General features: G+C 45.6%; 11 protein-coding genes. 6 read left to right on the top strand and 5 right to left on the bottom strand.

Going from position 1 to position 12,767, the window contains the following annotated elements; all coding sequences use genetic code 11:
- Nucleotides 1–2: 2 nt before the first annotated feature.
- From B9N89_RS29365 to mbhE, 4 genes are read right to left on the bottom strand one after another with little or no spacing between them, the layout of a single operon-like run.
- A complete protein-coding gene (locus B9N89_RS29365; protein WP_132325902.1) occupies nt 3–1,472 on the bottom strand; it encodes a proton-conducting transporter transmembrane domain-containing protein in 1,470 nt (489 codons plus the stop codon).
- Nucleotides 1,472–1,801, bottom strand: a complete 330-nt coding sequence (locus B9N89_RS29360; protein WP_234996195.1) for a sodium:proton antiporter — start codon at nt 1,799–1,801, stop codon at nt 1,472–1,474. Before B9N89_RS29360 ends, B9N89_RS29365 begins: the two co-directional genes overlap by 1 nt.
- Entirely contained in the window at nt 1,801–2,232 is a 432-nt protein-coding gene (locus tag B9N89_RS29355) for an MnhB domain-containing protein (protein ID WP_132325906.1), read from the bottom strand. Before B9N89_RS29355 ends, B9N89_RS29360 begins: the two co-directional genes overlap by 1 nt.
- Complete coding sequence (gene mbhE / locus B9N89_RS29350; RefSeq protein ID WP_132325908.1) at nt 2,229–4,523, bottom strand: hydrogen gas-evolving membrane-bound hydrogenase subunit E; 2,295 nt, start codon at nt 4,521–4,523, stop codon at nt 2,229–2,231. The genes B9N89_RS29355 and mbhE overlap by 4 nt, the downstream gene beginning before the upstream one ends.
- 521 nt (nt 4,524–5,044) lie before the next feature.
- Between mbhE and B9N89_RS29345 the strand changes: the two genes are divergently transcribed.
- The 5 genes from B9N89_RS29345 (at nt 5,045) to B9N89_RS29325 (ending at nt 10,570) form a co-directional block, all read left to right on the top strand.
- Entirely contained in the window at nt 5,045–5,938 is an 894-nt protein-coding gene (locus B9N89_RS29345; RefSeq protein WP_132325910.1) for a LysR family transcriptional regulator, read from the top strand.
- A gap of 135 nt (nt 5,939–6,073) precedes the next feature.
- Nucleotides 6,074–7,135 (top strand): hypothetical protein, encoded by a 1,062-nt coding sequence (locus tag B9N89_RS29340; RefSeq protein ID WP_132325912.1) that lies wholly within the window; start codon nt 6,074–6,076, stop codon nt 7,133–7,135.
- Nucleotides 7,136–7,323: 188 nt separating this feature from the next.
- A complete protein-coding gene (locus B9N89_RS29335) occupies nt 7,324–8,409 on the top strand; it encodes an alkene reductase (RefSeq protein ID WP_132325914.1) in 1,086 nt (361 codons plus the stop codon).
- 220 nt (nt 8,410–8,629) lie between these two features.
- Entirely contained in the window at nt 8,630–9,979 is a 1,350-nt protein-coding gene (locus tag B9N89_RS29330) for a golvesin C-terminal-like domain-containing protein (RefSeq protein WP_132325916.1), read from the top strand.
- A gap of 222 nt (nt 9,980–10,201) precedes the next feature.
- Complete coding sequence (locus tag B9N89_RS29325; RefSeq protein WP_132325918.1) at nt 10,202–10,570, top strand: response regulator; 369 nt, start codon at nt 10,202–10,204, stop codon at nt 10,568–10,570.
- A 119-nt stretch (nt 10,571–10,689) separates the two neighbouring features.
- Here the strand turns inward: B9N89_RS29325 and B9N89_RS29320 are convergent, their stop codons facing one another.
- Complete coding sequence (locus B9N89_RS29320) at nt 10,690–10,989, bottom strand: hypothetical protein (RefSeq protein WP_132325920.1); 300 nt, start codon at nt 10,987–10,989, stop codon at nt 10,690–10,692.
- 319 nt (nt 10,990–11,308) lie between these two features.
- Here B9N89_RS29320 and B9N89_RS29315 point away from each other — a divergent pair, with 319 nt between their 5' ends.
- Nucleotides 11,309–12,685 carry a hypothetical protein gene (locus B9N89_RS29315; RefSeq protein WP_132325922.1) on the top strand — a complete coding sequence of 459 codons (1,377 nt, stop codon included), beginning with the start codon at nt 11,309–11,311 and terminating at the stop codon, nt 12,683–12,685.
- Nucleotides 12,686–12,767 lie beyond the last annotated feature (82 nt).

The following is a 12,767-nucleotide window of genomic DNA, read 5'->3' as shown; positions in this document are numbered from 1 at the left end:
GCTCACGATGCCCCCCTTTCTTGCAGGCTGACCGCTGCTGCTTTAGCGCGATCCAAAATATAGTCTGGGTGGAAGGCGAGCGACAGACTCGCAACTCCTAAAATCAAGCAGGCTAAGACAGGGGACCAACTTAGCTTTTGTGCTGGTCTTGGTTCTTCCAATGGCTCCCAAAAAGCACCTAGCCAGATCTTCGTCATGCTAAATAAGGTAAAGAACCCAGCAATGATCATGATTAAAACAGGAATGTAAAGCTCAGCGCTGAGGCTGGCCTTGATTAGCAAGAATTTCGCCCAGAATCCAGATGATGGTGGCAACCCCGCAAGGCTCAAAGCCGGTATTGCGAAAAGTATAGCAATAAGTGGGGAGCTGTGCCGAAGCCCGCCGAGTTCTTTGAGGCGCTCGCTGCCGAGGCAGGAGCGGATCAAGCCAGACACGAGAAAAAGATTTGTTTTTACAATGATGTGATGCACCATGTAAAAAATTGCAGCGGTAAATCCTGCAACCCGGACCGTAGCATCCGGTGAGTTGATCAAGACTCCGGCCATAGCAATGTACCCAACCTGGCTCATAATATGGAAGCTAAGGATTCGACGAACATGAGTTTGGGCTACTGCGCCCATGACGCCGACCAGCATGGTAATCCCTGCCAACCAAGCTAGGATGTCTGTAACATAGCTTTGGTATGGAAAGACGCTTAAGGTAATCCGAAAAATAGCATAAAGCCCGACTTTGGTAAGTAGACCACCGAAAATGGCCGACACAGTTGGCGAAAGGTGGTGGTAACTCGCTGGCAACCAACTGTGGAAAGGGAAAAGGGCTGATTTAATTGCAAAAGCTGTGAATAATGTGAGGCTGAGCATGGTTGTATACCATGGTTCGCTGATGGCCATTGCTGCTAGCCGAGACTGAAGGTCTCCGAAATTAAGAGTATGGGTGCCGTGGTATATGAGCCCCGCAGCCAGAAGAAATATCAGTGAGCTAAGGATGTTGATGATAATATACTTAAGTGCCCCTGCATACCTTTGACCATCTCCTTCAAGGGTGGAAAGAACAAAGCTCGACAAAAGTGTGACTTCAAACCAAACGTAAAGATTAAACAAGTCGGCGGTGGAAAATGCGCCCGAGATGCCACAAACGATGATGTTTAGCAGTGGAAAAAGCAGCGGAGAGGTCTCGCCATTATCACCTGGTTTGCAGTACAGGATGACGGCCAAGTATATGAGGCTTGTAACCAAAATCAAGATGCGAGAAAGTAGATCGAGTTCGATGGAAATGCCAAACGGCGCTTCCCAACCACCCATAGTCATGGAGAATAAGCCATCACTGCTTGTAAGTAGCAAGGCTACAGAAAAGTGAGCTACGGCTATCAGTAAGCTCAGATATTTTTGAGCAACTTGATTTCTAAAAAACGTCAATGTTATGCAAAACCCCAGAAAGGGTATGAGTATTGGAAGAAAAATCAAGCTACTCATCAGTCGTCCTCCTTTCGCATCAGATTTAGGTCACCACCAGGGAAGAAAACCTCGAGTTTGCGGAGCATAGCGACAAGATAGAACAGAAGCGCGAACCCGATAACGATCGCAGTAAGCACGAGGGCTTGGGGAATCGGGTCGTTAGCAAGATCGGGAGCCCCTATGATGCGATCCCAGAAGGCAGATTGCCCCATCTCAGGATTTGACAATGAAAAGATCATAAAGTTGACTCCATGGCTTAGCAGGACAATGCCTAAAATAAGTGAGAAACTACGTGACTGAGTTAGAAAGTAAAATCCTAATCCCAGCAATACTATGGGAGCCCACATCATGACTCATATCCTCTCTGCTGACGATCTTTCAGCAAGCAATAGGCAATTGTTACACTGAGGCAAACCAAAATATAAACAGCGGTATCGAACACTAGCACCGAAGAGAACTTTCCGGCTAATGGCAATGGAATACTAGTCCAGATCGCTACAAAGGCTGCTTGCCCCATGAAGACTGGTAGCATGATGACCAATGATAGGACTAGGCCAGTGATTCCGACCACTGCGAACATCTGTTGATTGATGAAAGATATAATCTTGGGCCTTTGAATTGACGAAGCATCGAAAAGAATGAGAGACAGGGCTAAAACTAGGCCCCCGACAAACCCCCCTCCTGGCTCGTTGTGTCCCCGCAGAAGTAGATAGCAAGAATAGATTGCCATCAACGGCCAGATTAACTTTAGTGTTTGCCTTAGCAAAATAACATTCATGAGGAAACCCCCTTCCTTTGCCCGATACGGCTCGCGATACTGAGGACTCCCAGGGCAGCGATGCTTACCGCTAGAACTTCTCCGAAGGTATCTAAAGCTCTGAAATCAACGAGAATGACGTTCACTACATTGTTTCCAAAGGCATCTGGTAAAGACTTTTCAAGAAAATACATTGAAGCTGAGCGTGGCAATTCTTGAATGGGAGATAAAGCCAGCTGTGCAAAGGCATAGCAGAGCCCACCAGTTAAGAATAGACTGGGCCAGGAAATTTCGCTAGGTAGTGAGTTCTGAGGAGCCATCTCACGAATGAGGAACAGCAAGAAGATAACTGACAATGATTCTACCATCATTTGTGTTAGCGCTAGATCTGGCGCTCCAAATAAAGCGAATACTACAACAATGCCAAGCCCGATAACTCCCAGCATCAGAACTTGTTTGATGTGGTCCTGATAGAACATTAAGTAGCCACAAGGTACGGTGATGAAAAGAACGAGTAAGGTATCAATGGCTTCAAGTTGAGATAAGCCAAAGTCGGGGGCTGCAAGCTGAATCAAAGGCCAGCTCACAATTGCTAATAAACCCCAAAGGCAGCACTTGATGTAGACTGGCAGAGACCCAGATTGAATGATTCGAGTACCCTTTTGGAAAAGATCAGGAATGCTTGCAATCGTTTTATCGAAGAGCCACTCGGGACCAGGCCGCTGTGCGGCTGGGCCGATTAGCTTATCGAATTTTGATTTATGTCTTGCGAGGAGCCAACCTGACAAGAGTGTGACGGCGCTTAGTCCCAAGACGAACAATGGTTTCACCTGCCATCCGTACCAGTAATGTAGCTCCATATGGGGAGCATCCGTGGATAGGGCCTGGATAAATGGGTTGGCTATATACTGATCAAATACACCGGGAACTAGGGCAAAAGCCACAGATATAAGGCCAAAGATGAATGGGGGCAAGCTGAGGCGGATGTCCAAAGAGTTCTCAGCCTGAGTTCCCTGTGATCCAAAGAATGGCTTTATCAAAAGAATGTAGGCAACACCAACCATGAGCAAGGAACCAACGAATCCGCCGACTAGTAGACTCCAATGGGTCCCGAGGAAGGTAAAGTACATCAGCTCTTTGGCGAAGAATCCGAATAGCAGAGGTATGCCCGCCATACTTAAACTCGCCAGTATCGCGCTAGCAGTCAGTAGAGGAAGCGACCTACTTAATCCCCCTAGTTCTGCAATCGTTTTTGTGCCGGTAGCCTTTTGGATTGCGCCAACCATCTGGAACCATGCGGCCTTGTATAAACCGTGGGCGATGAGCAGCACCACCATAGCCTGCAAAGCCTTGTGAGTTCCTATGCCAAGGAGAAGAACCAGGCTGCCTAAGATGCTTATGGTCGAATAAGCTAGCATGGATTTCAAATCTTTCTGGTGAAGTGCTAGGCCAGCTCCCCAAATGCTAGTCAGAAGACCTAGGGAAGTGAATAGGTAAAACCATGCGGGATGTCCTGCGAATGCGGGAAATAATTTTGCCATCAGAAGAATTCCAGCTTTGACCATGGTCGCGGAGTGCAGGAAGCTACTGACAGGAGTAGGGCCTGCCATTGCTTTTGGAAGCCAGAAAGAAAATGGTAGTTGAGCGGATTTAGTGGCAACTGCAATCGCGAATCCGCCAAGAAGGAATAGATAGTAAGGGTGAGACTGGATACTCGAAGTCATGGTTGAGAAGTGCTGTGCATCGTGGCTACTCAGACCTAGGCTCTCGAACGCCAGTGAGCTTGCTACCAAGGACAGCAATAAGAAAAGTCCCCCACCTGCTGTAACAAAAAGAGCTTTGCGCGCGCCTTGACGAGCTTTTTCGCTTTCGATATTGGTTCCGATAAGAAGATAGGAACAGATGCTCGTCAGCTCCCAGAATACGAAAAATGTTAGGGTATGGTCGCTGAAGACCATGCCAAGCATTGCAGCCGTGAAGATCAGTAAGGTGGCATAGAACCCCCCTAATCGTGGCTCCTTTTTCATATATCCGCCAGCATACAGAAAAACGCCGCTGCCGATCACGGTGATCAGGAGACCGAATATGGCACTCAAGCCATCAAGATGGAAGCTGATAGAGACTCCCATGAACTCGCTCCAAGTCCAGCTTGAATAGAGTGGCAAGCTACCTGCAACCAAAATTTTCGTGATATAAGCCGCAGAAGCGAGTAGAATAAAAGCTCCCGCTGCTGGGATCAGTGCTATCCATGATTTGGGTGTAATTCGCGCTATCAAGGCAAGAGCTAAGAGTGCAGCGACTATGTATTCCATGAACCCATCCTTCTTGTTCCAACGACGCGCAGCTCTTGGCTGCTGATCCAGCTAGTATCGGTGAAGTCTATAATTCTAAAAAATAGATAATATTATAAAACAACATCGATTAAATAGAATTAAGCCACTTTTACGTCATGGATGCAAGGTTTTTCCCTTGGCGCTACTATATGTAGCAGTTTTAATGGCTTGCCTCTGAAAGTAACGCTCAAATCTGCTACTATTGCTTTGGATTTCTGGCTGACTTTTCGACTCGTATTGATATAATTCGTTTAGATCGATATAAAATAGGTTAATTATCGATTTAACATTTATCTCATGTGCACCGAGAATAGAGATGTCTCAACAAACCTTAAGAGGGCAGCCATGAGTAAACAGCTACAAAAAACTATACGAACCGTAGGTAGAGTCAGTGCAATCATGATGGGTATCGCATTTACAGTTTTTATGTACAAGGCTCTAATCGTAGGCTTGGATTAACAGAATAGACCCCTGGGTCTATCGCTTTCTTGGATTTTTATATGCAATGGCTCAATTATCATCACCTGTTCTACTTTTACACCATAGCTAGCGAGGGGTCGGTAACCGAAGCTACTCAAAAGCTGAAGCTTGCACAGTCGACCTTAAGTGCTCAGCTTAAGCAATTCGAGGAGTCCATTGGATATAAGTTGTTTGAACGTAAGAATCGTAAGCTTACGCTTACCGATGTTGGTCACCGTGTGTTCGACTACGCTCACGAAATCTTCTCTCTTGGGGAAGAACTTAGGGAGTCTTTGAGTCGTTTCGAAGACTCCCTAAGAGTCTCCATTAGAATCGGGGTGATGGACTCGATACCGAAAACTCTCAGCCGTGATCTTGTGAAGATCGCCAGCCGAGATCATGGTTCTAAAATTGGAATGATTGAGGAATCACTCTCAACACTTCTAAGTCGTCTCGAGCGGCACGAGATCGATCTTATATTAGCCAACGAGCGCCCTCCTACAGAAGGCAAGAACTCTCGCTTTCATGCAAAGCTAGTGGGGGAATTGGCTGTTGTTTTTGTGACGACTCCTGAAAGCATGCATCTGAAGGCAGATTTACCGCGCTCCTTCAATAACCAGCCTATGATCCTGCCTGGGCACAATAGTCCTCTTCGCCAAGACATCATCGATCATTTTCGAATTAAGAATATCCATCCCACCGTTGTTGCCGAGGTCGACGATTTAGAGCTGCAAAAGATGCTCGTTCTTGATGGGCATGGTTTCACAGCATTACCCTTGTTATCAGTAGCCGAAGAGCTTAAGCAGGGGCAGCTAATTCGCTTGAGTGAAACTCCTATCTGTCACGAAAGTCTCTGGCTAATTTCGACTCATCGACTGGTACACAACCCCATTGCCAAGGCGATTATAAATTCTTTCCGACCAGCTGCAAGCTGACTTCAAGTAATTTATAAAATCGATAGCAAATGGAAATATTATCTATTTTAAAGTTTAAGCGAATTAACCGTAAAATAAGGGGTAAAAAGAGTACTACAGAACGAGGTCATTAAGGTGATACCAATTAAAAATTCCATGACTCGCATTCTCGAAGAATTACAGAACGTACCCTCCGATGGAGTTTACGTTAGTTTATACATACCAGCAAAATTTTCTGAGCCTAGGGAACGGGTTAGCAAACGTTTTCGACGGCAGATGGACAAAGCCCGCGATCTTCTCGAAACAGTTTTATCACCTGACGAAGCTAAGGGTTTCTTAGAGCAACTTGAAAATGCTTATAAAAATGTCAAGTCTCGGGAATTCGATCGCGGCCTTGGCCTCTTCGGCTTTAAGGATCGGGTGAGTCGGGTGATTCTCAACGAAGTGCCACCGGAACTAACCGTAGTTGCAGATAGCTTCCACGTTAAGCCCCTTCTGAGGTGCTCAATCACCAATCTGAACGCATTGGTGGTGATGGTCACAGCACAGCAGATCACAAGTTTTCTACTTGATGACGGAGGTATTCATCGGCAGCATCGATTTATTAATGATCTTGATAGCGTCGATGGCCTTCGTCGCCTTGGTCTCGTTGGAAATCGTCTACGATCCAAGCAACTCCACGAACGATTCATCAAAACCAAAGCACTTGAGTTGAGTCAAATGGAGAGTCTCTATCGACGTAACATTGCTATTCTAGGTTCGAAAGTTCTGCGCCAGCGTCTGGCCAAGGAGCTTGAGTCTTCCTACGGAGCAAATGTTTTCTACGATTCGGAAATCAGTCCTTGTTTGGAGCAAATTCAAACCGAAGTGTCCGAAATTTTAAGAATGCAGATTCGTCGTCAGGAAAGTGCTATGGCTTCGTCATTAACGCTCGATGCTCACGGCAAGCTTGGTTCGCGGGATCTTGCTGATATTGCCAGAGCCGCAGTGAATGGTCGTGTGGAAACTCTGATCATCAACAGTAGTACTCAGATCTGGGGACGATTTGATCGGCAGACCGGAGCGATTCGAGTTGCTCGTCCGAATCAACAAGTAGCGGAAGATTGCATCCTAGACGATATCGCCCAAGTCATTCATTCTTATCAAGGCCGAGTGCTTTTTATCGATCACGAAAGCGACCCCTCCCAACCACAATACTCAGCGATTTATCGCTGGTAGCCCTCTAGATCCTCTTCGACGACCTGAAGCCAAGACGCGAGGCGTCTTGGCTCTTTATCGATTGACATGAGTTATCCATAAGTTCACTGCAATAATTTGCTTCGTCGCATCCCTCTGGTTCTTCGTTATGCTGCGTATTGGCATTCGTGGGAGTGCCAAAACAAAACTAGCTTAGGAGAATGACCGACATGGCGCAAGTAAACGAACTGCTCAAGCCTATTAAGTTTGGCGACATTGAAGCAAAAAATCGGGTGTTTATGGCTCCTTTAACACGCAACCGCGCCCACGAAGATGGGACTCCAAAGGATATGGCGGTCACCTACTATCAGCAGCGAGCGAGCGCCGGATTAATTGTGACGGAAGCAACTCAGGTTAGTCCCTTGGGTAAAGGTTATCTTGACACCCCTGGTATCTATAACGAACGACACCAGACGGCTTGGAAGAAGGTCGTTGAGGGTATCCATGATCGAGGTGGGAAAGTATTCCTTCAGCTTTGGCACGTTGGGCGAATCAGTCACGTGAGCTTGCTGCCGGAAGGGGAAAGGCCTTTGGCTCCGTCGGCGATTCGAGCTGAAGCGCAGACTTTTGCCAAAGAGGGCTTTGTAGATGTATCGGAGCCAAGAGAGATTCGAAACGATGAGATTGCAACTATCGTTGAGCAATACAAACATGCTGCAGAACTATGCAAGGCAGCAGGCTTTGACGGAGTCGAAGTCCACGGTGCGAATGGATATCTGATCAACCAGTTTCTGGCAAGTAACTCGAATCAGAGGCAGGATGAATACGGAGGAAGTGCCGAGAATAAATCTCGTTTCTTGATAGAGGTCCTCGATGCCGTAATCGGCGTTTATGGGGCTAGTCGAGTTGGTCTAAGACTTTCGCCGACGGGAAAATTCAACGGGATAAACGACGAGAAAGCTGAGGAAACCTATACTTATCTCTACAAAGCTCTCAATAAGAAGGATTTAGCTTACCTCCATGTAGTTGAGCAATTCCCAGGATTTCCAGAGGATAAGACGGCTCAAGAGATGGTGAAAAATTTAAAGCAGCTCTACACCGGAACCTATATTGCGAATGGCGGCTACACAGCAGAATCTGGTGAAGAACGGCTTAAGTTAGGGCTCGCTGATGCTATAGCCTACGGCCGACCATTCATTTCAAATCCTGACTTACCCGAGCGCTTTGCCAACGATATCGCTCTCGCGGAACCAGACCAGAATACTTTCTACGGAGGAGATGAAAAGGGTTATACAGATTACCCTTCTGCGACATAAAATTTTAGGGTCTGCCCTTTCAGGGTAGGCCTTGGAAAAGTCTTACGCCGGTAAATAACTTTATAAAATCCCAAAATTAAATAAGAAATAAGATTTTCTTACCCACAGCGAGAAAATTTCCGTAACGGTATGTAGCACCGCTTGGTTCGGACCAACAGTGCCCTTCAAGGATTAATCAATAATTACCTAGTGGATTTGATTAGCTTGAAAGGGAAGCGCCTTGAAATCTCAAAAACTCTCACTTTTTCTATTTATGTTCAGCCTTGTAATTTTCTGGGGCTGTAAGAAGAGCTCGGCATCGGGTGGCCAGGAGGTTCTCGATATCGCCTCTGTTAAGGGTTCAGAATCTCCGATCGGTGAAGATCAGCTTCTTCAAAATACCGAAGGCCAATCAGGTGGCAACAACTCGGAGGATTTAGATCCAATTGACCCAGAAGACACGCAAACAGAGCAAGATACGCTGGCAGCTGAAGAAGAGTCGGAAGAAGACGCAATTGAAATTTATGGTGAAGAAGAGGTAGAAGAAGACGCAACTGTCCCTCAAGTGGCAGCTGCCTCTGCTGAAGCAGAAGAGCCGGAGACCAAGGTTTTTTCTATAGACGAAGATGAAGCGGTTAAGCGTGGTGAGTGGAAATATTCCCGAGTGATTGCTGGTTACACCAACGAAGGGTATCATCATAGCCTTTACGATGGTGAGAAGAAAAGTGTGGTGTTTAAGCTGAATCAACGAATTGAAGCTTCGGGTTTCTATACAGTGAAAGCTCATTGGACTGCGCACCCGAACCGAGCAACGAATGCTAAGATTCGCATTGTATCAGCAAAATATGATGACGAAGGCGAACTCAAGAGAACGGGGAAAACTGTAACTGTCAACCAAAGATACACCCAGGAAGAAGGTAACTACATTGGTACCTACTACTTTCACAAGAACGTTGATCTTGATCCCAAGCATGTGTTGAACCGATGGCAGAAAGTTCGTGTTGTTGCTAACCAGAAATCTAATGGTTACGTGATTGCTGATGGTATGACAATCGAATGGGTTGGTGCGACTTTGCCTGATAATCACATGGCGCAGGAGTCACCCATCACACTGGACACGACAAACTGGGAGCATGTCCGTAAGAAAGGGGATTGGAAGGTCAGCACGGCTGTAGCTGGGTATGACGGAGACTTTTATATCCACGATATGAACGGAATGTCTCTCCAAAGTGAAGAAGAACGTAAGAATGTGCGCTATGCCCCTCGCTTCGCTGAAGCAGGAAACTACGAGATCTATGTAAAATTCACCTCTCATGGGAATCGTGGAAGCCCGCTCTACGTGGTACGCTCCTACGATGCAGCTGCCGATAAGGTGAAGCGTTATGCGATACGCGTTGATCAGAGCACCGATGCTGGAAAGACCGAAGACGGCTGGCTGAAATTAGTTCACAGCCGAAAGGGAGTTGAGACTTCGTCCTTCTATTTCGATCAGGGTCAGAGTTTCAAGCATGGTGCCCTAGTCCTAAGGCGGGATAAGCATACCAATGGTTATATCATCGCTGATTCAGTGAAATTTGTTAAGATTGACTAATTAGAACAAGCTAATGAAGAATATCCGGGGCTCTTGGCAATCGCTAGAGCCTCTTTTAGTTTACGTCGTTACCCCATTTTCCGAACTATTTTAAGCGATTGGAATGATTGAAGCTATCATCCAGGCGGACGAAGAATCTAATTTTTCGCCAGGGCATTCCGAAACCTAGAGAGACATATGCACGGAACGAGTGTATTTTGATTTGCTAGAAGTAGGTTTCTTATGAGTAGGAAAATATTATTCGTCGATAATGAGACAGAGATCATTGAAACGTTCAAATTTGTCATTGAACGCTCCCTTCCTGATTACGAATTTGTCTTCTCACAATCCGGCTATGAGGCGATGCGTCTCATCGAGGACCAAGAGCCAAACCTTGTTCTATCGGATTATCGTATGGAAGGTGGAGACGGAGGTACGCTAGCTCACTTCTGTAAAGATCTGAGTGTCCCTTGCGTGATACTTACGGGCTTTAGTCCATCTGATGTGGTTCCTTACTTACCAGAGGGAACTCAAGTGGTGGGAAAAACTGATTTGCTTAAGAATGGACGGTTCAAGGAATTGGTTGATCACCTGTTTGATGACGTAGCCTGATGCTTTAACAAGCAACCTTAGGTGGTGACGCTGTCCCCCGCCGCATCGGCATTCGCAATTTTCTCAATCAATAATCGTTTTGAACTAAAGGAGAATTTGCCTGACTAACCACGAGGAGATTACTCCTCCTCAGGTTTGTCCGTAGGCTCTTCATCTTTCTTATCTTTAGCTTCCATCCGTTTCATCTTATCTGCCTTGCGACTAGCTTTAAGAGCCTTATTTGCGTCTTTGAGAGCTTTTCGGCAGGCTTTTAACGCAGCCTTGTCTGCAGCGCTTTCTGCACATGTTTTGGCTTCCTCGAAATGACCGATTTTTTGGGTAAGGTGGTCAATCATTCTTGCCTTGCGGTCTTCAAACTTCTTACTGCCGAAGGCAGATGCAGATACCAGGCATGACAATGCAATCAGGCACCGAATCATAGGGGCTCCAAAGAAAAAATTAATTCTTATACTATAGTAATTTCTTGGTCGAACCCTTGTCAAAATCTGACCTAGGAATTCTTGAATATTGTAATTTGAAAATCTTAAAAGTTTCGTCAAATAAGGTTGAGAAGATAAGCTACATTAATAGGATAGCTCCCTACCGATCCTGCATGCTGTGAAGATTGACACAATGAATCACATTCTTGAGCCTAAACGATGGAGATTAAGCCTCTGTAAATACGCTAGAAATGGAGCTTAGTGAACCATTCCCGTGATTTTACCGTTAAGTTTCTAATTCATCCAGCAGAAGGTTACCATGAGAATTCTACTCGCCGTACAATTATTGCTTTCCATAGCATGTGATCCTCCTGCATCTGAGGAATCTTCTGCTGGAGGTGATATTGTTGGCGAGTCGACAGAACAGTTTAAGGCAAAAACAGACGACTTGAAAGATTTAAACGAGGAGCTAGCGAAAGCCTCGGTACCAGTATCAGCAGGTTACTTGACCTTTAAGATTAATAAAGATCAGAAACTAAAGAACATTGATGCGTATGTGGTTGGATCCGAAAATACCCTTATTGCAGAAACTCTCGACCATGAAACTTTTACTATCAAGGGAATTCCTACTGGGGAACATGACGTTATCATCACAGGACTCTTAGGAGATAATTCAGAAACCCATTTCGATCATGGAATTAAAATGACAAAGTCAATCCCAGAGGATGGCTTAGACTTGGGTGATCTACTGATTCCTAAAGCTGGATCACTGCATGGAAAAATCGCGATGGGCGGGGTTTCGCCTTTTAATCTATTGGAACTGAAGTTTCCAGGTACGAAGATTGGCACCTATGTTCCTCTTGAAGATGGGTCATTCTCAATCTCTCATCTTCCAGTTGGCACCCACGAAATTCTTATGAAACATGCCCATAATCCCAAGACAACGACTGTTCCAGCTTTGGTCGAAGAGGCAATGGTTAAACGAGTGCCGCGGTTCAGTGCCTATTCAAAGCCGAATCAACCTACTAATCTCATTGCTACCGAACAGGAAAATGGCATCAGTTTGAGTTGGTCGAATGGGGGAGCTTCTACCAGTGGCTTCGTTATTGCCAGAAGTGAGGAGGATGATTATTTACACTTGAATGCTGGCAGAATCTATAGGGAGGGTGATCAAGCTGGTGTGGCGACTATCATCGCGATAATGGGCGCTAATCAGGTATCATATGTGGATCAGTCAGCCGAGAGTGACAAAAACTATATATATTCAGTTTTCGCAGTCAATAAAGATCAGGTTTATTCGCTGCCAGCTAGCTATCAAATTGCACACTCAGGCGTCAAATCCGGATTCAGCAAGTATCGCCTTCATATCTACTCTTCAGCAAGCAGTTGCTATGGCTGGCGAACCACAGCTATTCAAAGTATTCGATTTAACTTTGAGGGTCTATGGCAAACTAACAACTTCAGTGCAGAAACAATGGAAATCATTGAAACTGGTAAAGATAGCTTTGCCTATAAGGGTACTATCGGGCCGTACTCTGCGATTGTAAGCACCAATAACCTTTGGGGAGTGGGTGTTCATGGCTATGATGCGTTCTATGCTTTTCAACATAATAGCTCGGCATGGAGTAGTGCTGAGCGAGTCGTGAAAAAGAAGTTTCCATACGAAATAAAAAAGGATGTTTGGATAACGTATTAAGAGTTGTGCACATTTGGAACTAAGCGAAACGGCATAGAAAAGCCCTCAATCTGATAAAATTAGGAATACAAAATTTCAAAAA

This window comes from Pseudobacteriovorax antillogorgiicola (genome assembly GCF_900177345.1).
Taxonomy (GTDB): Bacteria; Bdellovibrionota_B; Oligoflexia; order Oligoflexales; family Oligoflexaceae; genus Pseudobacteriovorax; species Pseudobacteriovorax antillogorgiicola.
The sequence above is the reverse complement of the archived record's forward strand: the minus strand, read 5'-3'. Positions and strand labels throughout refer to the sequence as shown.

Bases quoted from the DNA above. Each gene is read 5' to 3' on its own strand.
- B9N89_RS29360 (WP_234996195.1), bottom strand. From the start codon at position 1,801: ATGTGGGCTCCCATAGTATTGCTGGGATTAGGATTTTACTTTCTAACT.
- B9N89_RS29345 (WP_132325910.1), top strand. From the start codon at position 5,045: ATGCAATGGCTCAATTATCATCACCTGTTCTACTTTTACACCATAGCT.
- B9N89_RS29365 (WP_132325902.1), bottom strand. From the start codon at position 1,472: ATGAGTAGCTTGATTTTTCTTCCAATACTCATACCCTTTCTGGGGTTT.
- B9N89_RS29355 (WP_132325906.1), bottom strand. From the start codon at position 2,232: ATGAATGTTATTTTGCTAAGGCAAACACTAAAGTTAATCTGGCCGTTG.
- B9N89_RS29325 (WP_132325918.1), top strand. From the start codon at position 10,202: ATGAGTAGGAAAATATTATTCGTCGATAATGAGACAGAGATCATTGAA.
- B9N89_RS29315 (WP_132325922.1), top strand. From the start codon at position 11,309: ATGAGAATTCTACTCGCCGTACAATTATTGCTTTCCATAGCATGTGAT.
- B9N89_RS29340 (WP_132325912.1), top strand. From the start codon at position 6,074: ATGACTCGCATTCTCGAAGAATTACAGAACGTACCCTCCGATGGAGTT.
- B9N89_RS29335 (WP_132325914.1), top strand. From the start codon at position 7,324: ATGGCGCAAGTAAACGAACTGCTCAAGCCTATTAAGTTTGGCGACATT.
- B9N89_RS29320 (WP_132325920.1), bottom strand. From the start codon at position 10,989: ATGATTCGGTGCCTGATTGCATTGTCATGCCTGGTATCTGCATCTGCC.
- mbhE (WP_132325908.1), bottom strand. From the start codon at position 4,523: ATGGAATACATAGTCGCTGCACTCTTAGCTCTTGCCTTGATAGCGCGA.